The organism is Paraburkholderia sediminicola, assembly GCF_046026855.1.
GTDB classification, from domain to species: Bacteria; Pseudomonadota; Gammaproteobacteria; order Burkholderiales; family Burkholderiaceae; genus Paraburkholderia; species Paraburkholderia sediminicola_A.
In genome coordinates this window covers 23,099-45,882 of sequence record NZ_JAQQET010000028.1, presented here as the reverse complement: position 1 = coordinate 45,882, position 22,784 = coordinate 23,099, and the positions used below count along the sequence as shown (strand labels likewise).

23 protein-coding genes are annotated in these 22,784 nt (G+C 58.2%); 2 read left to right on the top strand and 21 right to left on the bottom strand.

Annotated features, from left to right (window positions below; translation table 11 throughout):
* Positions 1-8: 8 nt before the first annotated feature.
* From PQR40_RS27200 to PQR40_RS27150, 11 genes are all read right to left on the bottom strand, one after another.
* Positions 9-779 (bottom strand): alpha/beta fold hydrolase, encoded by a 771-nt coding sequence (locus PQR40_RS27200; protein WP_408485541.1) that lies wholly within the window; start codon positions 777-779, stop codon positions 9-11.
* A 55-nt stretch (positions 780-834) separates the two neighbouring features.
* Positions 835-1,449, bottom strand: a complete 615-nt coding sequence (locus PQR40_RS27195) for an FMN-dependent NADH-azoreductase (protein WP_408393014.1) — start codon at positions 1,447-1,449, stop codon at positions 835-837.
* Positions 1,450-1,536: 87 nt separating this feature from the next.
* Positions 1,537-1,983 (bottom strand): GlcG/HbpS family heme-binding protein, encoded by a 447-nt coding sequence (locus PQR40_RS27190; RefSeq protein ID WP_408393017.1) that lies wholly within the window; start codon positions 1,981-1,983, stop codon positions 1,537-1,539.
* Positions 1,984-2,047: 64 nt separating this feature from the next.
* Positions 2,048-2,461, bottom strand: a complete 414-nt coding sequence (locus PQR40_RS27185; RefSeq protein ID WP_408393020.1) for a nuclear transport factor 2 family protein — start codon at positions 2,459-2,461, stop codon at positions 2,048-2,050.
* A 121-nt stretch (positions 2,462-2,582) separates the two neighbouring features.
* Positions 2,583-3,041, bottom strand: coding sequence for a nuclear transport factor 2 family protein (locus tag PQR40_RS27180; RefSeq protein ID WP_408510229.1), 459 nt, complete (start codon positions 3,039-3,041; stop codon positions 2,583-2,585).
* 46 nt (positions 3,042-3,087) lie between these two features.
* Complete coding sequence (locus tag PQR40_RS27175; protein ID WP_408510228.1) at positions 3,088-3,708, bottom strand: hypothetical protein; 621 nt, start codon at positions 3,706-3,708, stop codon at positions 3,088-3,090.
* A gap of 4 nt (positions 3,709-3,712) precedes the next feature.
* Complete coding sequence (locus PQR40_RS27170) at positions 3,713-4,318, bottom strand: cupin domain-containing protein (protein ID WP_408393027.1); 606 nt, start codon at positions 4,316-4,318, stop codon at positions 3,713-3,715.
* A gap of 73 nt (positions 4,319-4,391) precedes the next feature.
* Positions 4,392-4,958: a VOC family protein gene (locus PQR40_RS27165; RefSeq protein WP_408393030.1), complete on the bottom strand. Its 567-nt coding sequence runs from the start codon at positions 4,956-4,958 to the stop codon at positions 4,392-4,394.
* 29 nt (positions 4,959-4,987) lie between these two features.
* Complete coding sequence (locus PQR40_RS27160) at positions 4,988-5,980, bottom strand: fumarylacetoacetate hydrolase family protein (RefSeq protein ID WP_408393032.1); 993 nt, start codon at positions 5,978-5,980, stop codon at positions 4,988-4,990.
* Positions 5,981-6,047: 67 nt separating this feature from the next.
* Positions 6,048-7,136: a porin gene (locus PQR40_RS27155; protein WP_408510227.1), complete on the bottom strand. Its 1,089-nt coding sequence runs from the start codon at positions 7,134-7,136 to the stop codon at positions 6,048-6,050.
* 119 nt (positions 7,137-7,255) lie between these two features.
* Entirely contained in the window at positions 7,256-8,488 is a 1,233-nt protein-coding gene (locus PQR40_RS27150) for an MFS transporter (RefSeq protein ID WP_408393037.1), read from the bottom strand.
* A 477-nt stretch (positions 8,489-8,965) separates the two neighbouring features.
* Here PQR40_RS27150 and PQR40_RS27145 point away from each other — a divergent pair, with 477 nt between their 5' ends.
* Positions 8,966-9,616 (top strand): TetR/AcrR family transcriptional regulator, encoded by a 651-nt coding sequence (locus PQR40_RS27145; RefSeq protein WP_408393040.1) that lies wholly within the window; start codon positions 8,966-8,968, stop codon positions 9,614-9,616.
* Between the two features lie 179 nt (positions 9,617-9,795).
* On the opposite strand, the gene PQR40_RS27140 is transcribed toward PQR40_RS27145, so the two are convergent.
* The 5 genes from PQR40_RS27140 to PQR40_RS27120 form a co-directional block, all read right to left on the bottom strand.
* Complete coding sequence (locus PQR40_RS27140; RefSeq protein WP_408393043.1) at positions 9,796-10,284, bottom strand: MarR family winged helix-turn-helix transcriptional regulator; 489 nt, start codon at positions 10,282-10,284, stop codon at positions 9,796-9,798.
* Positions 10,285-10,661: 377 nt separating this feature from the next.
* On the bottom strand, positions 10,662-11,816 hold the full coding sequence (locus tag PQR40_RS27135) for an ABC transporter substrate-binding protein (RefSeq protein WP_408393046.1): 1,155 nt from the start codon (positions 11,814-11,816) through the stop codon (positions 10,662-10,664).
* A 14-nt stretch (positions 11,817-11,830) separates the two neighbouring features.
* Positions 11,831-13,375, bottom strand: coding sequence for a DUF6351 family protein (locus tag PQR40_RS27130; protein ID WP_408393048.1), 1,545 nt, complete (start codon positions 13,373-13,375; stop codon positions 11,831-11,833).
* 397 nt (positions 13,376-13,772) lie between these two features.
* The gene (locus PQR40_RS27125) at positions 13,773-14,963 is read right to left on the bottom strand and encodes an acyl-CoA dehydrogenase family protein (RefSeq protein ID WP_408393051.1); all 1,191 of its coding nucleotides are present in this window, start codon (positions 14,961-14,963) and stop codon (positions 13,773-13,775) included.
* A 38-nt stretch (positions 14,964-15,001) separates the two neighbouring features.
* Entirely contained in the window at positions 15,002-15,523 is a 522-nt protein-coding gene (locus PQR40_RS27120) for a flavin reductase family protein (RefSeq protein ID WP_408393054.1), read from the bottom strand.
* 354 nt (positions 15,524-15,877) lie between these two features.
* Here PQR40_RS27120 and PQR40_RS27115 point away from each other — a divergent pair, with 354 nt between their 5' ends.
* Positions 15,878-16,564: a Crp/Fnr family transcriptional regulator gene (locus PQR40_RS27115; protein WP_408393057.1), complete on the top strand. Its 687-nt coding sequence runs from the start codon at positions 15,878-15,880 to the stop codon at positions 16,562-16,564.
* 45 nt (positions 16,565-16,609) lie between these two features.
* Here PQR40_RS27115 and PQR40_RS27110 read toward each other — a convergent pair whose 3' ends face one another.
* From PQR40_RS27110 to PQR40_RS27090, 5 genes are all read right to left on the bottom strand, one after another.
* Complete coding sequence (locus PQR40_RS27110) at positions 16,610-17,986, bottom strand: amidase family protein (RefSeq protein WP_408485539.1); 1,377 nt, start codon at positions 17,984-17,986, stop codon at positions 16,610-16,612.
* A gap of 72 nt (positions 17,987-18,058) precedes the next feature.
* Complete coding sequence (locus PQR40_RS27105; RefSeq protein WP_408393062.1) at positions 18,059-18,787, bottom strand: ABC transporter ATP-binding protein; 729 nt, start codon at positions 18,785-18,787, stop codon at positions 18,059-18,061.
* Positions 18,784-20,574, bottom strand: a complete 1,791-nt coding sequence (locus PQR40_RS27100) for a branched-chain amino acid ABC transporter ATP-binding protein/permease (RefSeq protein ID WP_408393065.1) — start codon at positions 20,572-20,574, stop codon at positions 18,784-18,786. The genes PQR40_RS27105 and PQR40_RS27100 overlap by 4 nt, the downstream gene beginning before the upstream one ends.
* Entirely contained in the window at positions 20,564-21,592 is a 1,029-nt protein-coding gene (locus PQR40_RS27095) for a branched-chain amino acid ABC transporter permease (RefSeq protein ID WP_408393067.1), read from the bottom strand. The genes PQR40_RS27100 and PQR40_RS27095 overlap by 11 nt, the downstream gene beginning before the upstream one ends.
* Before the next feature lie 2 nt (positions 21,593-21,594).
* Positions 21,595-22,770 carry an ABC transporter substrate-binding protein gene (locus tag PQR40_RS27090; RefSeq protein ID WP_408393070.1) on the bottom strand — a complete coding sequence of 392 codons (1,176 nt, stop codon included), beginning with the start codon at positions 22,768-22,770 and terminating at the stop codon, positions 21,595-21,597.
* Between the last annotated feature and the right edge of the window lie 14 nt (positions 22,771-22,784).

The window sequence follows — 22,784 nt, the reverse complement described above, 5'->3', positions numbered from 1 at the left end:
GAGTTACGTCACGAGTCGCCATGCGTTAGTAGAAAGCGCTCCATTGCAACGACCAGGTTCAGGGACGTCTCCAGCATCGGGTAGTGTCCGGCACCGTGTAGCAAGGCGATCTCTGCCTGCGAGAAGATCGCATGGAACGCATGTCGGACGAATGTAGGGCTTAGGCCACCGTCATGCTCGCCCGCTAGCACCAGCAGTGGCTGTGTCAACTGAACCGTTGCGGGTGAAAGGTCCGATTGCGTGAACGTATGAAAATACGCTGCGACAGCCGATGGATCGGCTGTTCGCCGTTGATGTTGCAGTATCCCTTCTATCAGGCCCAGGGTCTGGGGTCGCTCGCCCAGCGATACGCTAATGACACCCCGCGCGGCGGCGTCGCTGGTCGGCACTGCCTCAAAAACGGCTCGCACGTCAGGCGGCATTGGCACGCCGCTGACCGGCACCGGTGTCACGCCGACGACCGCGAGCACGCGCGCGGCTGCGTCTATCGCCAGACGCTGTGCGACCTTTCCCCCCATCGAGTGGCCCACGACAGAAAAGCGTTGCCAGCCGAGATGGTCGGCCAAAGCCAGACCATCTGCTGCCATCTCCTGCATGGTGTAGTTGCCGGCGATATCACGCGATGCTCCGTAACCCCGAAAGTCCATGAAAGCGTAGGAAAATGCGGCACCGTTCAGCAGCGAATATACCGGCTCCCATACGCGATGGTCTCCAAACCACCCATGCAGCACCAGAACACGCCGTGGTCCGGATCCAACCAGCTCATGGCCGATATCCAAGTTTGCCTCCTTCTCGACCAGATTGATGATTGCCGGTGCGAAACACCGTCGCGTCTCAAAGAACAGCCATGACTTCGTCCAATGCGCCATCTGCCTCCTGTAGCGCCGCGTCGTATCTCTGCTGTCCCATGTTCACGCCCTCTGCCCGGACTACGAAGATATCTTCGATACCCAGCATCGACAGCGCTGCACGCATGTAGCGCTCCTGGAAGTCCCTCTCGAGCGCCGGCATATGCGAATAAAGACCACCCCGGCTCGATGCAAGAATCACCTTGACGCCCCTGACCAGTCCAACGATGCCGCGATCGGTGTACCGAAACGTCCTGCCCGGCTGTGCAATGCGATCGATCCAGGCCTTGAGCTGAGTGGGAACCGACAAGTTGTACATGGGCACACCGATAACAACGACGTCCGAAGCCAGCAGATCGTCAATCAATGCGTCTGTAAGGCTTCGCTCACGAACCTGTTCCTCTGTCAGACTCCCGGGTTCTGCACGTGAAGCAAGAAAAATGTCCTCGGTCAGATGCGGTAACGCATTGGTTGCGAGATCAAGATGACTGGTTTGCGCATCGGGAAAGCGATGCTTCAGTAATTTCATGATCCTCTCGGTTAGCGCCCTTGATGTCGAGCGTGTCCGCATCGGGCTGGAATCAATGTGAAGTATTTTCATTCAAGATACGAAATGATTGGATTGGAATCGCGCACCGGCAGTCCGTCCGACAGCAATGCCTGACATGCCAAAGTTTTGCGCGAGGTATCAATGCGAGCCCGCTTCTCCGGTGTCCGCCACCCACCGCGCCTGCTCAATTCCATATACCGCGCATGCCTCATCGTTATCAGGAAGATCGCCGCTTACGCCTACCGCACCTGCAATGTCCCCATCCGGGTCTCGAATCAGAACTCCGCCTGGAACGGGAACGATGCGTCCCTGCGAAACGCTCGAAAGCGCTGCAAAGAAAGCGGGTGCCGTTTCCGCACGCTTTGCGAGTGCCCTGCTGCCAAGCCCCATCCCGAGTGCCCCCCAGGCCTTTCCCTGAGCGATGTCGGGCCGCAAGATCCCAGACCGGTCCTGACGCTGCAAGGCGACCAGATGACCGCCCGCGTCAAGAACGGCAATTGTCAACGGCTTGAGACCCACTTCTCCGGCCTTCTGCAGCCCTGCTTCGATAATTCGGCTAGCGTCATCCAGCGTAAGCGTTGCCATGGTTCCCCCTCACGTTCAATTACGTCCTGCTTCGTATTCATCGTAGCTGCACAGACCAGTGTGGCTACGATGCCATCACCCATGCCATCTGGCGTTCTATCTTTCTGCTCGCGAAACGCCAGTCACCCTTTGCGTCCCGCACGAACCGGTCAGTCAGATCGTTCACGCGCATCTGCTTCTGTTGATCCACGCCGGCCACCTCGAACGTGACCTGAACCGCTGTGGTCGACGCAACGCCCTCGCCTTCGGTCTCGACGCGAAGATTGGACCAGACATGACGTGTCTTCCTGTGTGGATCCAGAAAGCGGCGGCAACAGTCCTCCGCTATGTCGGTTCGCCCTCTTAGTTCCTGCCCACCAACCCATAACACTCCTTCGGGACTAAACAATGCAGACAGTTCGGTACCGGCACCTCGGTCTGCATGCCACGCAAAATCACTGAGCAACCGCTGGATGGCTGCGAGATCCGTCTCACTCATCGGGTTTCCTCCGGATGGGCCATTACGGAACCGCCCGGCTGGAATCCTGGCAACGTTTCCGAATGACCCATGTTCAATCATGGGGCTACTCTCCTGTGTATCGGGAGCAGCCAGACAGGCTCTAACGACTCTCGCCAAGCGGCGTCAAGCCGAATTGAAAGACCGGTTGCATCATTCGCTTCACGAAACGGCACGTTCCGTCTGGATATAACTTCACGAGGTCGTCGTGGTCTCCCATATTGAGTACGCCCTTATCCTCCTCGCCCCGGTCGAGCGCAAGCACAATGACCAGCGAGCGGACCCGATAAAGGCCATCATCCAAACGCTGGATGCTCACATTCCCACCGAAGTGGCGTGCTTCGCGGCCTTTTTCCCGACGCACATCTGCCAGAGACAGAAGCAACTTCGCTACCGCGTCTTTTCCTTGAGCATGTCTTTGCGGCGTCGTGAATTCCGCGTCCTCTTCCAGCAGATCGGCTACCGACTCCGCGCGATCTACGCGGCTGAAGAACTCGTCGATCAGTCCGACAACATATCCACGTACCGCTGGGGTCTGCGGATTCGATTCAACTGTATTCATCGTGTATCTCCGGTGTAGTTTGATTGACGAAACTGCTCGGGCAGCATCACATACTCGACGGTACGCCCGAACAGCACTGACACTTTGCGGGGCACTCAGGCCATTCCGGCGCCGCACTCCAGATTCCAAAATCGTCGACCACTGCGCTGACTCGCGTTATATAGCCATCCTGCGCGTCGAAAATAGCGAACTGATTGCGCCTCACCGCAGGTCCGACAGACCCCATCAACCCGAACATATCTGCGTATGTGACCTGATAGCGGACAACGATGCGCGAGTCCTCGGCGATCAAATCATCGATTTGTGCATTCCACCCTTCGAAAAGCTCATGCATGCGACTCAGACGGCCTTGACTCAGATTAAAAAGGATCTCTCCGCTTGCAATCTTTGCGAGATTGCCGGTGCTATTCGCGTTGAGTACCCCGTCGATGAGCCGCCTGATCAGTGTCTTCGAATCGACCTTCTGGCCTGTGGCGCAAGTGACACCGCGAGGTGACTGAAGCGCCGTCTTGCACTTACCACAAGTAGCGGTCGCAGGGTCATCGGCAAAGAGCCCATCCTCCACATGCTGATCAGCGATCGCCATTCCGCACGCAGTGTTATTCAAACCATTAGCCTGACCCAGCAGCGCGTGGGAATCCTGAATCAGCGCGAGACAACTCACCATGGCGCTAATCCCCAAGCTTTACTGTATGCGTGCCGTCGCCATATCCGCGACGCCACCCGAGTCGCTCGAGATCCGGTATGTCGGAGCCCGCCTCCTGGCTAATCCTTACGATGTCCGCCGGGTTGGGCAACTCCGACACCTCGACGAGCAGCGGGAGGCTCATCGCCTCCGCAGGCCGTCCAATGAACTTGAACAGGCCCACGTTGTTGTTGATCGACGGAAACGCCTTGTCCGCGGTCACCGTTAGCGAAAAAATGCGCGTGCATGGTGCCGCCGAAACGAACCAGTGCATGCGTCCGCACGGCAGGAACACCATGGAATCCTTGGGAACGTCGTATTCGACGCCCTCCACCCATGCCCGAAGGTGCCCCTCCATGATGAAAAAGAACTCATGCTCATAGAGATGAATATGAGGCGGAGGACCAACCTCCTCGGGCACGTTGCCTTCCCATATGCAGCAGGTATTCCCAACTTCCTCGCCCTGCGCATACAGGACCACGAGTTGGCCTTCGTACCAGAACGAACGATCTAGCGTTCGCTTCGCGACGAACGGCTTTAGCGGCTCGTAATCTTCCAGGCCTCGCTTGGCGCGAAGTGCCCTCGACTCCATTTCCCACTCCATAGACCAACCTCAACAGTTAATTGCTTTCTTGTTCGCCCCATCAGCGCGGCGTGCTGCTTGTTCAACGGGGCGCCGCTTCATCGCGCTGGTACCCGGACGGGCTCCCAAAAAGCGCGGCTCTTTGCGACCAGTCGTGGGTTTTCTCCCATAGTTCCAGTACATCCATCGCCTCGGCGAGGAACTGCCGATCCTGCTCGGCCGTCGCGGTGTGCGCACTTAACTCGAGCCTGTGGCCAGACGGGTCGAAAAAATAGATCGAGTACAGGAAGTCGTCGTGATTCGTCGGCCCGGTGACAGAGAGACCCAGCGCTTTCAGCCGCTCCTTGGCCTCGTCGACGACCGTCCTATTCGCCACTCGAAACGCGAAGTGCTGCACCCAGCCTGGTGTTTGTGAATCGCGCCCCGATGGCTGTCCACCGTCCTTTGGCAGTTCAAAGAAGGCGATGCAGCTGCCGTCTTCCATCTCGAAGAAAATATGAATATGCGGACTGTATTCGCCCGTTGACGGGACGTGGTCTTCACCCATAGCGTGAATGAACTTCAGCCCCAATACAGTGGTATAGAAATCGACGGTCGTGCGTGCGTCCTTGCAGCGAAACGCTGCGTGATGCAGGCTCTTGCATAACATGGCTACCCTCGTTTGGCTTCCGTTGCGCGTCAGGCCTGCAGCGGCGCCATGCGAACAAAGCGTTGATCGATGCAGCCAAATACGGTCTGCCCGTTACGGTCGATATGTTCGATCTTGATCCGCTCGCCAAAGCGCAGCAGCGGCGTCGTGATCTTTCCGTGGTTCAGCGTTTCCAGCGCGCGGATTTCGCCAATGCAGCCACAGCCCGCTGACTCATCCTCATTCGATACGGTACCGAGCCCGACAATGGTTCCTGGTTCGAACGCGCGAGTCTGCGCGGCATACGCAATCAGATGACCATAGTGAAAGGGTGTGTCGATACCGGTTTCGATGCGTCCCACCTGTTCACCGCGAACCCAGCACTGCATCGTGCCACCTACCAGACAACCCACCCAGAGCTGCCCCAGTTCGTCTGGCGTTACCGCGATCGGGCCCATGCTGGAAGCAGGCTTCCCAATCAGGAACCCGAAAGTCCGCCTGAGCTCACCCGGAATCACGGACCGCAGCGAAACGTCATTCAGCAGGACGAACAGGCGGATATGTTCGCAGGCCGCTTCGGCGCTCACTCCCATCGGTACGTCGCCAGTGATCGCTGCGATCTCCGCTTCGAAGTCAATCCCAAGATCCTCTGACGGGAGCGCGACATCCTCGTTCCAGCCGAGGAAGCCATGAGAAATGCCCTGATAGACGAGCGGCTTGTCGAGCAGATCGTCCGGCAGTGGCTCGCCGCGCGCGGCACGGTTGCGCCGTATATGACTGAGGTACGCCGCACCGTCCAGATACTGATAGGAGCGAGGGAGCGGTGCGGACAAAACCTCCACGTCGAGCGTGAATTGTCCGTCGCACTCGCCAGCATTAAGCTCCGCATACAGGCGCTGCAGACGCGGTTCGACGATGCCCCAGTTATCGAGCACCTGCTGCATGGTCGACGCAATGGGTGCCGCTTTAACTGCCCGGCTCAGATCCCTGCTGACAACAATCAGTTCGCCGTCGCGACCCGAGCGCAATGACGCCAGTTTCATATAACGTTATCCTTTGGTTTGAATTGAGTTTGCGCACAGTACGCGATTGCAGGCGCCGACGGAGCGACTAGAAATTCGTCACGAAACCCACCCGCCCAATAAATTGACTCGGTCCGCTCGATGCACCATCAGGGTCGAGTACGCCGTTGATCAATGCGTTCGCGCCACTGTTGGTTCGCTGGTACACGGCGCTGACGTACAAGACACTCCGCTTCGAAAGGGCGTACGAAACGGAGCTGGAAACCTGATTCGCGTGATTGTTGTCAACGACGCTGTTGCCTTTCATATACGAATACGCCGCACCCAATGCCCAGAACGCGTCGAAGTGGTAGACGGCCGCCACTTCACCCTGATACACCCCGCCTCCATTCGCGCTGTTGTGCACTGTGGTAAAGAGAACCGTGGCAACGACACTGTCGAATTTGTAATGCGCGCCGACGCCCCAGTTGCGTACGCTTGCCTGCGCGCCGGCCACGTCCGATTTTGTGTTCGTGTATGCCGCAGCCATGCCGAACGGACCATTCGCATAGTTCAAGCCGAAACTGGCAGAGTTGTTCGAACCGATCGAACCTGCAACTCCGCCGAAACCATACATCGCACCCGCCGATAGTCCGTTGTAGTCCGGGCTCACGTACTTGACCGAATTCTCGACCAGATCTTCCGAGAGACGGTCCCATTCGAATGAGCCCGTGGGGTTATTCGGCAACGCAAGCTTGTTAAAAGGACCGTTCCGGAAATCGTATAGACCGCCAATGTATTCTGCTCCGCCATCATTGCCGCCAAAAAGCAACGATTCGTTCATGAAGTCAAACTGATTTCCCATCGTCAGGCGACCATACTGTGCACTTTCAACACCCACCAGCGCAGTACGGCTGAAAAGACTCTGCCCCGGCACGATACTCCCCGAGCCCAACATGAACTGGTCGGTCAACTTGAATATGGCAACAACTCCGCCCCCTAGATCTTCCCTCCCCGAGATATTCAGGGTATTTGGTCGTGCAATGCCGTCGTCGAACTTCGCATTGCCGTGGCCGCCTTCGTTACTCACATACGATATGCCGGCGTCGAGCGTCCCGCTGAGCGTGACACTACTTTGGCAAAACGCTGGCACTGAAATAGCCAAAGGCATTACAACAATTAACTTAGTGATCCTCATCTATGTCTCCGGAATTGTATTTATATAAAAAATCTGATGCACTTCAGTCAGTTACCAAGAGGAGGAAACAATCATTTATCGCATTTCTCCAAGCGCCCCCTCAGTGGCTGATTGCCAACCTAGAAACCCGAATTCACCATGCCCTTCAGCCTCCCGGTAGATCGTCGCGTCAGAAATGACAAGACGATAAAAACCGCGGCCAGAGCCAGCGCGGCAACGCCGGCCACCCCGAACAGGCTTCTGATTCCCGTGTGAACCAGAATTGGGGCAAACACCAAGGGGGAAAAGAACTGCCCCAAGAAAGTAAACGTCATCAGCAGGCCGATCGCGCGTCCCCTCAGCGACTCGGGACTTATGCCCAGTAGCCATCCGGTCGTGCTCGGCACGAAAATGCCAAGACCCACACCCGCCACCACCATCGCTACAAACGTTGTTCGGTAGGTGTCCGCAAGCGGCACCCATAGGTATCCGGCGCCCAATATGAGAAATGCCAGAGCGACGAGCATGTAGTGATTGAACCATCGCTTTACCCGGTGATACTGGGACGCACTGATGGCGCTTGCGAGAATCGATCCGGAAATCAGGTAGCTGATGAGCGCGGGCGATGTATCCCCCAACGACCGGACAAGGAAAGGAATCTGTGTGGGCAGCATGTAAAAGAAAATCTGGCCGGCAAACGCCACAGAGAAAACCGTGATCCACGTCCCGTAGTGGTGCACACGGGCGTCAGTGTCTTCGCGGTGGCTCGGTTCGCACGCAAACGGGTGCGCCGAAACGCGCGTTAGCGCGCCCGGCAACACACACAAGGCGAGAAGGTCGACCAGAAATACGTCCCTCCAACTCAGCGACGCCAGCACGCCGCCAATCAACGTGAAGAGAATGCCCCCGACCTTCATGGCCGCAGCCTGCATCGCGACAAACCGGGTTCGGCTCTCACCTGCGAAGTGATCCCCCACGAGTGCCGTTGCCACGGTCAGCGCGCCGCTCACACCCAGGCCGAGCAGCGCCCGAGTCGCGAGCATGGTGTGCAACGAATCAGTCCAGTACCCGGCCGTACCCGCTACCGCGGTCATCAGGATTGATACCACCAGCAGAGGGCGACGCCCAAGCCTGTCGCTCAGTATTCCAGCGATCGGCGCACCTGCCGCAATGAACAAGGAGGTCGCGGAGAGCTGCAGTTTCACCAGCAAGTCTACGTTTGTCACCCCGATAAAATGCGCCTTCATTCCCGGGAGTGCGGGAGCAATCGCACCACCCGCGAGCAGCGAAAACATGCTGGCGAATAGTACGATGAACTGCAGATAGAGGCTTGGCGCTGGGGATTCGGCGCGGAGGCCGATTGAGGTGTTCATAGTGTCTCCTGTTCCATGCGTTGATGGAAAATTAGTTATTTGTATAGCCAACCCGCTCTGCTTCTACGGTATAGAAGGGAGAGCAACGTGCATGCAATGCGGAGAGTCCGTCGTTCCAGTCCTCGCTTGAATACACTATATGAAATTTGGACTAAAACGTCAATAATGACAAAATAGTTCATTTTTGCGAACTTGACCTGACAACTTTTCACACCATGTCGCCGACCCGATCGCGGCTGAAACCCGTCCTCGTTGCCACTGCCGGGGGCATCTTGCCCGTTCGGGATATTTGTGAAACGGCGGGGGCGGCAAAGCGGCGGGAAGATAGGAATGAGAGCGTTGTCCCGGGACATCTCGTCTGCCCTTGAGAGAAGGGACAACGACTCCTTTACAATGGAGATGTACGATAAAAAACACTGGGTATCGTTGTGCAGACTGCGAACGATCATCCACGGTGCATCTTGACGGAGCATTCAGGTGGACGTAACCCATAAGAAAGAGCGAACGCAGCCGCTTCCCAAAAAACGCGAACGTACGAGATCAGCGCTCGTCGAAGTTGCTGTTCGTGTCATAGCTGAACGAGGTTTCGATGCTCCTACGATTGATGATTTCATTGCGGCGGCGAATATCGCGCGGGGTACCTTCTACAACTACTTCAAGACGCGCGACGAGCTGATCAACGCTGCCGCTGCACATGTGGCGGACATGGTGGATGCGGAAATCCTTCCGTTATTCACAGGCATAGACGACCCTGCTCACCGAATCGCGATGGCGGTACGCACGTTTATCGAACTGAGCATTCGGAATCCGGAGTGGGGATGGCTGTTGGTACGAACCATTCCGTTGAGAGGCGGGGCCGTCAGCGACGAGATGAATCGTGGTGTCGTCTATGATCTTGAGTGTGGTCAGGCTTCGGGCCGATTCCGGCTTCCATCCATTCCCGCTGCGTTGGCACTCAGCCTTGGTACAATTACGATGGCGATCCGCACTGTGGTGGCTGAGCCGACTCCTGAGGATTTCCCCGAAACGATTGCCGCCATGATCCTGCGAGGACTCGGCATGTCCGTAGCAGAGGCGAAGCGCGTGGCCGCGAAGAGCCTGCCGCCCAATCCATTGTCGCTCCCATGATCCCGTGCAGCCGTTTAGGTTCGGACTTAATCCACCACGCAAACGATACAACCCCGTCAAGATTCCCATCAAATCCCTGGCGTAATGCGAAGACCGCCGTATAGGCAGAACGCTGTCACGCAGATCCCGTTTGAGACGGCAGTGTGCGCGTCCGGTACACGTCCCACCGTGGCGTCTGCTCAGCTTTGACGGCGCGACCTGGGTCTGCGCGGAGGGTCTCCCCGCTCTGGTTCAGGAGGGATCAAGTACGGCTCGAGCTCCGTCAATATCCCGTCAAGCCTGGTGCGTAGTTCCCGTGGAACTTGTGCCATCAGCTCAGCATATGCCTCAGTTGTAACCTGGCGCATGGCCTCTATCTTTTTCAGGCCATCAGCTGTCAGTTCGACACACTTCTGTCTGCGATCCTCGGCCGCCTCCCGACGGTCCACCACGCCCTCGCGGTACAACCCATCGACCATACGACTGGCTGCAGCATGACTAAGGCCGGTTGCCTCAGCAATTTCAGCAATGGTCTGCGACTCGTGATGATTGAGGTGGAACAGGGAGATGACACGCGCGAAGGTCACGTCACCGCTTAGCATCGTCGACGCGTGGTGAAATACCCGCGAGGCAACCAATCCATACAAGAGTTCGAGTTTGCGGCCGATGCCGGTTGCACTACCTTTCATGCGCCTGTCCATTTCCGACGAATATTTGCATTTAGATACTCTGTGTTAACGTGAAGACTATTTGCAGAAATCAGTCTTCGAGTCCGCGTTCGCAGCGCACATGTCAACACATCATATACATTAGCCGAGCTTTCTTCACCGGCACCTGATCAGCTTTCTCGCACGGCCTGCCGCGCGAAGGCAACTGGAAGGTTGCACGCTGGCACAGCGTCGAGGTGTGGTGGCCTCTTCAGGTTGGATATTCGCAGATAAGATGTCAGTCGCATGGGCACACATCTGGTGCAAAACTGAGTCTCTTGCGCGTCGGCATTTTCGTCCGATATAAGTTGAACTGGCGCCGCGGGCGCGGCGCCGGTTCAACTTCGAGCGCGGCCTGGTCAGTCGTTGCGCAACTTCCACTTCCCGTCGACGATCTCGACGATTACCCTCGCTCGCCGATCAAGACCATTGTGATCCGTTTTAGTCGTGTTCATCACGCCATGTGACAGGGGCAAGTCCTTGACGTTCTCGAGTGCCGCGCGCAACGCTTCACGGAACTCGGATGTGCCCGGCTGGGCCTTCTTTAGGGCCTCCGGAATCGCCCGCTGCAACATCTGACCGGCATCCCACGCGTGTCCGCCAAATGTCGCCACCGAGCCCGTCCCATACGCTTTCTCATAAGCGGCTTTATAGGCAAGCGATGACTGCTTCACCGGGTTCGAATCGGACAACTGGTCCGCAACGAGGATCGGTCCCGCGGGCAACAACTCGCCTTCACAATCCTTGCCGCATACGCGCAGGAAGTCGTTATTCGCCACCCCGTGCGTCTGGTAGATAACGCCTTTGTAGCCACGCTCCTTCAGTGTTTTGGCCGGCAAAGCCGCCGGTGTTCCGGCGCCGGCCACCAGCACCGCGTCAGGTGATGCTGCCGTGGTCTTCAGTACCTGCCCCGTCACCGACGAATCCGTCCGGTTGAAACGCTCATTCGCGACAATCTTCAGGTGATGAGCCGTTGCCGCCGCGCTGAATACGCTATACCAGCCGTCACCGTAGGCATCCGCAAAACCAATGTAGCCGACGGTATGCACACCGTGCGCCTCCATATATCCGGCAATGGCATCTGCCATCAGACTGTCGTTTTGCGGCGTCTTGAACACCCACGCGCGCTTCGCATCCATTGGCGAGATGATCGCCGCGGATGCGGCAAGCGAAATCATCGGCGTGCGCCCCTCGGACACCGTATCGATCATGGCGAGGGAGTTCGGAGTGACCGTCGAGCCGACAATCGCATCGACATGCTCTTCGTCGATCAGCTTGCGGGCGTTCTGCACAGCACGGCCCGTGTCTGATGCGTCATCGAGCACGATGTACTGGACGCTCTTGCCGCCGATCTCCTTCGGCAGCAAGGCAATCGTGTTCTTTTCCGGTATGCCGAGTGACGCCGCCGGTCCCGTGGTCGACAGCGTCACACCTATCTTGACCTGCGCCTGCGCCGTGACCGACAGGAACAATGTCGTCGCGAGCGCACTCAGCATTGATGTAGCGAGTTTCATAGGATTGCCTCGGGTTATTGGCAGGTGTAGCTGGCTGCGGCGCTCACGTTGCCAGAGCCCGAATAATGCGGCACGCTCGGGTACGGGCAGTCCGGCAGGGTCGACGTCACGTTGCCGTTGGTGTCGAATTTCGTCAGTAGCAACTGCCCGGGCGCGGTACCCTGCTCGACCCACGCGATCATCGCGCCGAGGTAGTCTGTCTGATCAGGACCATTGCCGCCGAGTACGTGGCCCACTCCCGGTTCGAGATAGAAGCGTGCATTGCCTCCAGCGGACCCGGCAAGCTGCACGACGGTTTGCCAGTTGCGCAGATGGTCGCGTGGTGAAATCAACGGATCAGCCGCGCCGTTAAACGAGATCATCTTCTTGCCCGACATCAGGAATTGCGCGATGGCCTGCAGGTTGTGATCCGCGCCCACGTTTTGCAGGCCTGCCGCAATGATCGGATACGAAGTGTCGACGTTGAAGTTTGCCTGCAGACTGCCCGGCACGGTGGCGGGCAGCAACCAGTTCGCATTGCCTGTCCCAATCGCCGCGAAACCGCCGCCCAGTCCACCATACGAACCGACTCCGAACATGGAGCCGAAGTCCGCCCAGTTGTACCCCGCAAACAGCAACTGGCCGCTGCTTGTCGACAAGGGCGCGACGATACGCTGCACCGTTTGCAACTGCGCCGGCGAAAGACAGGTTGTCGCGGGCGCACCGGCCGCACCACACTGTAGCGTCGACGGATCGAACGTACAGGCGGCCGGATTCAGGATCACGCCGTTGGCATTCCCGCATTGGGCGACGGCCGCGGAGTACGCCGCGGTCCACTGCGCACTTGAGGGCATCGCCGCGGAACCGGCAAGCGTTGCGATGTTCAGCATCGCCGTTACCTGAGTTGCCATGTTCATGCTCTCGTCGCCGGCGATGATGCCGTCGTAGTCCCCCGGTTGATTCTGGGCGGCAAGATAGGCCTCGCGACCGCCGTTCGAGGCGCCGTTGAAGTACGTATATTTCGGCGCGGACCCATAAAAGGCGGTAATCACGGCCTTGGCAAAATGAACCGTGATGCCCGTCGATGCATACGCGTAATCCTTCTGCGCCGTTGCATTCGTCAACAGATCCGCTGGATTACCAGTGCGGTTTCCGCCATTCGAAGCGGTATAGGCAATCCCACGAGCCAGTGGCTTGATGAGCGGGAATTGTGCGGAGGTTGCTTCGACGGTTGGAATGCTCCCGTCGAAACCGCCGCCGCCCTGTTGCAGCAGCCGATTCGACCAGTTGTCGGGAAGATCGACCTCGATGTCGAGTGTGGTGCTGGCGGCCCCTGTTGCACTGACCTTGCAATAACCCGGGTTACCGCCTGCGGCCGCGATGCGTGAAGTGGCCGTTACGGTAATGCCATTGAACTGCTGGCCGTTTATTTTCGTGCACAGCGCTGCATAGTCGACAGGCGCCGGTGTCGGCTTCGCGACACCCTCCGAACTGCCGCACCCCGAAAGTGCGAGGACGCACCCGCCCACTGCCGATGCGATAACGAGTCGCATGGCATTGCATTCAATCCAGCTCTTCACGTTGGTATCTCCAGATGTAGGTATCTTATTTATTGCCGTCGCGGCCGGAGAGTCGGGTTCTTCGCTTTCGTCGGCATGAGCAGGATCGCTGCCCGGCGACGGGAAGTAGATGGGTAATCTGAAGGAACACATCCGCCTGATCGATCGGGCCGGATATTAATAAACCGTCCGGTCGTTCAATCAATGCGTGTAACGTTAGGATCGTTTTGGCTCGCCGCCAAGCGGGGTTAACCCGCTTGGCTGGCGGGATAGGTGCTACCCGTGTAGAAAGGAAACCAAGCTTACCTGAACAATACTCATACACAAGTATCTACCGCGCGCATTATATGCGTGCACACATCTAATTGACGCAACATATGCCGCGGCTGGTCGAAATCCTTCAGCCGTTGAAGTCTCTTCAGATTCGCGCATTCGCCGGCAGTGGCATACCAAGCAATACGCGGCCATACAGCTCAGCGGATGGATTTACTTGCATCAGGAAGTGAGAAGCCATGCTATGCAGGTCACGGAAGTAACGCTCCACGGGACCTGTCTGCATGAGACTTCCGCCGAGATTGCGCACCAGATCGTCAGCAGCGGCGAGCGCCATATTGCAAATAATGGCCCCATCCGTTCGATACCGCGCGCGCTGCTCCACCGAGAACTCCTTGCCCGCTTCGGCCCAATCCCACATCTCGTCCACGTCATACATGAGCAGATTGAACGCCCCTTCAATCTTCGCCGCGGCTTTGCCGAGCTCAGCCAGTGTGAAGCGGTCTTCGGTTTGCGGTGAATTCAGGCCGGCAGGAATCCGCTTGCGCACAGTGTCGGTATGGATGTCCAGCAGGCCGTGCGCCACGGATGCGATGGAGGCCGCGACAGACATGACAAACAGGCTGGTGTGGGGAATGCGATACATCGGGCTTTTGTTACGCTCGCGCCCCGGATACGCGATGCGCTGCACCTCGGTCCATTTGATACTGCGGTAGACCGGAACCCGCTCGTTGTCGAGATAGACGTCCTTACTACCGGTCCCCTTCATGCCGAAGACGTTCCAGCTCTCGTGGTCGATGCGGAAACTGCTCCGGGGGACAAGCAGCAGCCTCAGTTCCCTCGCGCCTTCTGCGGTCGGCACATCGACCAGCACGCTTGCCCAATCAGCGACATCGATACCCGATGCGTAAGTCCATTTGCCGCTCAGGACAAAGTGGTCTCCGTCCAGGCCGGCATCGACACCACGCCCTACATTTCCGGTGAGCGCGATAACAACGGCGTCCTGGCCACCGGCAAATACGTCGTCCTGTGCCTGTTCGCCGAACATACCGGCCATCCACGGATGCAAGCCGGCAAGGCCCAGTATCCAGGCTGTTGCGCTATCGCCGCGGGCGACTTCGCGGCAGACACGCCACAAGACCGACGGACGCAATCCGTAGCCGCCGTTTTCGACAGACTGGCAGATTCTGAAAAAACCGGCGGCACGCAACTGGCCGGCGACATCATCCGAAATGCGCTTCGCACTGTCGTGCCGCGGCCCCTGCTCCTTCAGCATCGGAATCATCAACCTTGCTCGCTCAATCAAGGTCTCGGTATCGGGAATGTGGTCGATCATTTGAGTTTGCATCATGAAAAGTTGTGACTGAATTGGCTTTATGCCGACGCTTGCGTCCCAGGCCGGCCGACAAGTTCGACGCCGAGATACTGGCCCGCTGCGTAGACAAGTGCAGGCGCCGGCGGATCGATTGAATGCATGCCGACGACCTCGCCGACGACAACGTGATGGTCGCCAAGCCTCTGTAGATTGGCGACATGACAAACGAACGTAGCGTTCGCGCCGTCCAGAACCGGCGCAGAAGCAGCCTTCAGCTTCCACGTCCCCTCTGTGCCATGGTGTGCCTGACCGCCGTAGTATCGCGAGACGGCATCCTGGCTGGAGGAAAGGATGTTCACCGAGAAAATTTGCGACTGTTGCAGATACGGAAGAAACGAGCTTTCGTTCCGAACACAAAATAAAAGCAGCAAGGGGTCGAGGCTCACCGGACATACCGCGCTGGCGGTCATAGCCACGACGCCGGGTTGTCTGTCCTCAGATGCGACGGCGATGACCGTGACACCGGTAACGAATCGACTCATTAAACTTCGAAATCGCGCGTGAGTGGCGATGGTTGACATTCAGGTCTCCAAAAAAGCGGCCTGCAGCTAATGTAGCCGGACGCTTTCGTCAGCCCGCGTATCCGCTGATACGAGCCTCATAAAAAAGAGTTGTGAACGTGGTTGGGCACTGCGGCAGTGCCGCATCACATAGTTGGTGCGTTTGTTCCCGAGTAAAAGTGAAGAACTCGCGCAATGCGTCAGCCTGAACAGGCTCGGGAAAGACCCACTACCGTTGGAATGGAAGTTGCATAAAGTTATAACTGACATCCGTGCCCTGAAGCCGTCACGCCGATTGGTTTGCGCGCTGCAATGCACGAGGTTTCGACTTGCCGTTAGTGACGACGGCGTGACTAGCGAAAATGGTGGTACGCGATGGGCACTCAGCAAATTTCCGGCGAGACGATCTCAACTGAGACCTGGCACATGGATAAGGTCGCCGCGAACGTTTTTATGAACGCGGAGCATCTTGGCAAGCGACTGGTCCTGCAGAAGGACACAACCTTGTACCGTCAGGGGGAAACGGGCACCTCGTTCTTCTTTCTCGTCAGCGGGCGGGTACAGGTGGGCGTTTTCCAGGAGGACGGCACGGAATTCATCCTCGAATTGATGGGCCCCTGGTCGCTCATTGGCGAGGGCACCGCCATTGCCGGCCAACGCCGAATGACCACGGCAATTACGCTGGAACCTTGTGTCGTAGTCAAGTTTGACTACGCGACTGTCAAGCCTGCTTTCGCTACAAACATCGAGTTTGCGACAACCCTCATGGAGGTCATCGCGATCAAGCAGTGGGTCCTGGGGATGCGCATCCAGTTCATGGCAATGCCGAAGCCGGAACTGCGGATTGTCGAACTACTGAGTCGGCTCGCGAGCCTGTATGGCGAAGCGGATGATGTCGGCGTGCGTATCCGCACACCTCTGACGCATGAGCAGGTTGCAAGTCTGACGGGAACGAGCCGCGTCACCGTAACACGCACGATCACCCGGCTCAAATCGGAGGGAGTCATACTGAACGAAGGCCAGCATTTCTGGGTGCTTGACCAGCGTCGATTGAGCGCCTGAAGGCGGCGGCCGGCACTGCATATGTGCCGGCCCGTCCGTCAAAGATCAGGCGACCTGCCGCTTCGGAAGGTGCTGTTCGAGCCATGACGCGAGCCTCAGGAGCACGTCTTCCCGGCACTTCGCCGCGACGAGTTGCACCCCTACCGGAAGCGCCGAACCTTCGGGCCAGAACGGCACCGTCATGGCCGGCGCCTGAGTCAGGTTGAATGCAGGCGTATACGGATTCCACGAAAGCCAATCGTCGTCCGCAGCATGGGCCGGCACATTTCTGCCGGCCTCGAAAGGCAGAATGGGAGTCGTGGGCAACATGAGCACGTCGATTTCATCGAACAACGCGCAGAATGCGCCATTCAATGTGTCGCGTTGCAGCGCTGCCCGCTGGACATCCGCGAACGTCGCGTTGCGTACGGGCTCGACGAACTCGAGAAGCCCGGGGTCGAGCCGCTCGCGTTGTTCCGCGGGAATGCTATTCACCACGGTGAGGCATCCCAGCCGATACAGGAAAGCGCCCGTTCGTGACGCATGGTGTATGTCGAAATCCACCGTGCGCATGGTGAACCCACTGCTCCAAAGAAGTCCATACGTCTGATCCATGGCGCGCTTGATTACATCGACGCTACCCTCCCAATGAAGCGGATTGAGCAAACCGACACGGAGTTCGGTCGGCGATACCCGCGACTTGAAGTCAACCGGCGCAAGGTCCATCGAAGTCCAGTCTCGAGCGCTTGGGCCGCTGATGATATCCAGCACGGAGGCCAGGTCACTCACACCCGCAGCAATCGGACCGTAGTGGGCGACGTTGAAGTAGGCGCTCGCCGGCGGAGTAATCGGCACACGGCCGAACGTCGGCTTCAACCCAAAGGTACCCGTAAACGCTGCCGGAATGCGAATCGACCCAGCCGCGTCGCTGCCAATCGAAACCCGTACCACGCCCGCCGCAACGGCGGCACTACAGCCACCGCTGCTGCCGCCGGGTGTCAACTCCGGATCGAGTGGATTGCGCGTGATGCCGTAGCCCGGGCTGTCGGTCACCCCCTTCCACGCGAATTCCGGCATTCGGGTCTTTCCGATGAGTACTGCGCCTGCTGCGACCACGCGAGCGACTACTTCCGCGCTCTCGGTCATCGGCTCGGCCGATGTGACGACGGATCCTTTGCGCGACGGCCAGCCTTCCTGCGCGGCACCGTCTTTTATCGCAACCGGCATCCCGTCTATGTCGCTCAGCGGCAGACCTTCACGCCATCGCCTCTCCGAAGCACGCGCCACCGCGATTGCACGCTCGACATCGATAAGCGCGAAAGCGTTCAACTCGCCATTCACTGCTTCCGCATGCTCAAGCGACGACCTAACTACATCGACAGGCGATATCTCGCCGCTTCTATACAGCGCGCGCAGTGATTCGAAAGACTGCTCATGTAACATAACTGCTTCTCTCACATAGCTTCGTGGCATCACCTTATCGTGATTCCCGTTGTTTTTTCCTGAGCAGCCCTTTCATGCGGCCATCCGTTTTGCCCCCAGGTAAATCTCACTCAAGTGAGGATCGGCGGCAAGCTCTGCCCCAGTTCCAGCTTTGATAATCCTGCCCAGCTCAATCAGGTATGCGCGATTGGCCGCCTTCAAGGCAAGCCGGGCGTTCTGCTCGACCAGGATAACCGTCAAGCCCTCCTTGCGCTGCAATTCCACTATCACTTCCATAATCTGCTGGACGACAAGCGGAGCCAGGCCAATTGAAGGCTCGTCGAGAAGGAGAAGCCTAGGCCGCGCGATAAGGGCGCGACCTATCGCGACCATCTGCTGCTGCCCTCCTGAAAGGGTGCCGGCAAGCTGCGCCTTGCGCTCCTCCAGAATCGGAAAAAGAGAATAGATACGCTTTACCTCATCCGCGAAATTGATGCGGCCGCGGTTCGCGTAGATGCCGAGCTGAAGATTGTCCCGCACGGACATCGAATTGAAAAGAGAGCGCTTTTCCGGAACCAGATACATTCCGAGGCGAACGCGATCCTCTACCGGTGCGCGCCCAAGCGACTTGCCGCAGAAGCGAACATCTCCCGCAGCGGCGGGTACCGCGCCCATCACGCAGCGCAGCAAGCTCGACTTGCCGGCGCCGTTGGCCCCAATGAGCGAGACCAGTTCCCCTAGGCAAACGTGGAAGGACATCTCACTGACCGCGCTCACCTGACCGTACTTCACGCTCAGGCCTTCGACGTCGAGCATGTTCATGCTTCCGCTCCCAGATACGCATGGATAACATCCGGATTCTGCTGGACCTCTTGAGGCGTGCCTTCGGCCAGAACACTTCCGTAGTTGAGTACGAACAGGTAGTCCGCGCAACCCATTACCAGTTCCATGTCATGTTCGACAATCAGAACAGTCATACCGTCGTCATCGCGTAGCGACTGAAGAAGTTGGGCAAGCCGCTGCTTCTCGGGTGAACGCAGGCCGGCGGCCGGTTCATCGAGCAGCAGAATGGACGGACGCGCCATCAGGGCACGTGCGATTTCGACGAGACGCTGACTGCCCAACGGAAGCTCGGAAACGCGCGTGTTGGCGATTTCAATCAACCCGACGCGCCGCAATGCTGCGAGCGCCTCCGCCACCATGCCGGCCTCCTCGTGCCGGTCGGCCCCGACGGCAGCCGTCAGAAGGCCGCTCTTCCCCCAGATATACCCGCCGATGAGCACGTTCTGCAGAACGTCGAGTTCCTGAACCAGTTGCACGTGCTGAAACGTTCGGGCGATACCGCATGAAATGACCTTGCGGAGTTTGTTTGGCAGAAGCTGCCCACTCACGGTGACGGTGCCGCTACTGGCCGGAAACACACCGGTCATGACATTGAAGAGCGTTGACTTCCCTGCCCCATTGGGACCAATCAAACCCGTAATCGTGCGCGCCGGCACGTTGACGTCCACCTCGGACAAGGCGGTCAAGCCGCCAAAGCGCTTCGTCACACCCTTGGCGCCAAGCGTAGCGGCCGCTCGCACGGTATCGCGCGTGTTCGCAGCGGGTACGTCACGCGCTACGTCGTAGCTACTCGCTATGCCTGCCCAGGTAAGCAACCCATTGGGCCATTTGAGCAGCGCAAGGATAAGCACCGCGCCGAGAACCATCGACTCGACCTGACCTGGCAGACCAAGAACATTCGCAATGACATGCTGGCCTGAAAGCTCAAGCAAATTGAAGAATATGACACCGAGCAGCGCGCCCAACGGGTGCGCCACGCCACCGAGCACAGTCATGATCAGCAGATTGATCGACGCACCGAGCGAAAACGACGACGGACTCAGGAATTGCATGTAGTACGCGTAGAGGGAGCCGGCCAGGCCTCCCAAGGCCGCGGACAGGACGAACACCTGCGTCCTGACCCGCGCCACATCGGCCCCAAACGCGCTGGCCATTGTGCTGTTGCTCTTGAGCGCGCGGGCTACCCGGCCGACGCGGCTGCGGTAAATCCGGCGATATGCCACGAAAACCAGCACGACAACCGCCCAGATAAGCGTGGCCATCCCTCGGGCCTCCATCGAGACGCCCCAAAGACCCAGCGAAGGAATTCCCGTCAGCCCAGAAGCGCCTCCCGTGAGGTCGATCTCCGCGACAAAGCAGGCCGAAATCGCCATGCCGTACGCCAGCGTAGCGAGCGGCAGATAGTGGCCTCTCATGCCGAGTGTCAGCACACCCAGGAACCAGCCAATGACGGCACATAAAGCTGTAGAGAGAAGAATCGCCACCAACGGCGGCACGCCCAGCTTCAACGTCATCAGCGAAGATGCATAGGCGCCCAACCCCAGAAACGCGGCATGGCCGAGAGACAGTTGGCCTGTTGCAAGCAGAAAGGCGAGCCCGAGCACAACAATCGAATTGACCCCGGCAACTGCGACCAGACCGACGTAATACGTCGAAGAGAACATCAGCGACAGCAGTACCGCAGCGAAGATCACAGCGACTACCACGTGTTCCCGCTTGAGGCGGGCGAAGGCGGTAGGTGGCCGCGACGTTTCCTCAATGTTCATTGAGCTCGCCCCCGTGCCGCGTACTGCGCCACAAAAGAATTGGAATGACCAGCGAGAACACCCACGCGTCACGTAGCGAACTGCTGAAGAAAGATGAGAACGACTCGAACACGCCGACCAGAAATACGCCTGCGAGCGAGAGCGGATAATTGATGAGTCCGCCCATGGTTGCACCGACGAAGCCTTTCAGTCCTACCACAAAGCCCATCTCGTAGTTCGCCGTCACGAGCGGTGCGAGCAACATGCCACTCAGCGCCGACATGCCTGCCGCGATGAAATAGCTCAGGCGACCGACCATGCCCACGGGTATGCCGCAGTACAACGCTCCGTCGCGATTGATCGAAGCGGCGCGCAGCGCCTTGCCGACGAGCGAAAAGCGAAAGAAGAGGAACAGCGCCACCGTCATGACAATGGCTGCCGACAGGATAATCACCGACTGCATCGCGATATCCACATTGGCGACGCTAAATCTGAGGTCACTAAGCGGTGGAACGATTTTAGGGTCCGCGCCCCATAGCAGAAGCGCAAGCGGATGCAGAATGAGCGAAACACCTACCGAGCAAATCAACAGCACGACCGGTGAATTGCCGGGATCGGGCTCTACGGTCAATCTGTAGATGAGGGGGCCCATCGTCGCAACGAGCGCGAGCGCCGCTCCCATCTGCAATGTGGTCGAACTCGTGTGGCAGGCGGCATAGGCCAATGCAGTAAGAATCATGCCGCATACGCCATACCTGATCACCAGCTTCAGCGGGCTACGGCGAAAACTCATGGCTTGCAACGCGTCGAGAAGCAGGCACACTGCGCCCGTGCCGAGAACAACATAGAGCAGCGGTGTCAGCGAGCCTTCCATAAAGCTCGCAAACGAGAGGGCGCCGAATGTCAGAAACTCGCCCTGGGCAACGTTGACCACGCGCGTCGTGGTGTAAACGAGGACAAGGGATAGTCCGACCAGAGCATAGACGGCGCCGTTCGTGATGCCGTCTACTCCAAGGAAGAGGGTTGAAAACCAATCCATTGCTAGTCCTTTAACAGGACGAATTGCCCGTTCTTCACCTGGACGAGAAACAGCGTACGCACGTCGAGGCCCACATGGTCCGTAGACGAGTAATTGAAAATGCCGACCGTGCCGACGTAGTCGTGCGTGTTTTCAAGCACGTCGCGAATATCTATTCGCCGCTGTGCGAGGTCGCCTTTCTTTCCCGACGCCGTATAACGTTTGAGCGAGTCGACGGCAAGGCCGACGGCGTCGTAGCCCTGTGTCGCGAAGATCTCGGCCTTACCCTGTCCATACCGGGTATCGTAAGCGTTCACGAACGAAGTAATGACAGGCACCAGAGGGTTATCCTTCGGCAGATCCTTGTAGACCGTGATGGGCGTAGCACCCACGATGGCACCTTCGACCGACGACTTGCCGATGGCGAGGAAGCTAGACGTCGGTGCGCCCGCGCCATGGTAAATCGGTCCCTTATAGCCAACCCGCTTCAGCGCCTCGTGGGCGAGCGCCGCGGAAGGCGGTATAGCGTGGAAGTAGACGGCATCCGGATTGGCGCGGAGCACCCTGAGCGCCTGCGGTGCGAAATTCGTGTCGCCGCGTGAGAAGCGTTCATCCGCTACAATCTTGATCCCCTTCTTTTGCGCGAGCTGTTTGAACTCGACCCAACCGCCCTCTCCATATGCGTCGTCGAGGCCCATAAACGCGACGGTCTTGATGCCCTTCTTCTTCATCTCGTCGAGCGTGTAGTTGATCATCAGCCGGTCCGTTATGGGCGTCTTGAACATATAGCGCTTTTCGGCCACCGGCTCGACCACCGCAGCACCCGCCGACATTGAGATCGCCGTGACCTTTGCGTCTTCAACCACCTTGTCGATCGCGAGCGAGGAAGGCGTCGTGGTGCAACAGATGACAATATCGACCTTGTCGTCCTGGATGAGCTTGCGAACGGCGTTGACCGACTTCGTCGGGTCGGAAGCGTCGTCGTACTTGATGAACTGGATCGTGAAAGGAAGGTTCTTCTGCGCGGCGAGTTGCGCTTCGTACAGCGCAATCGCGTTGTTTGCCGGCGCGGCGATAACTGACGCTGAGCCCGTCGTCGCGGTAACCACACCGATTTTATAGTTCGGTTTCTCCTGAGCCTGACTGCTTGCGGCAGCAGCAAGGAGGGCCAGTCCAAAGAATACAGCCACGAATCGCATAGCTTTTCCACCTT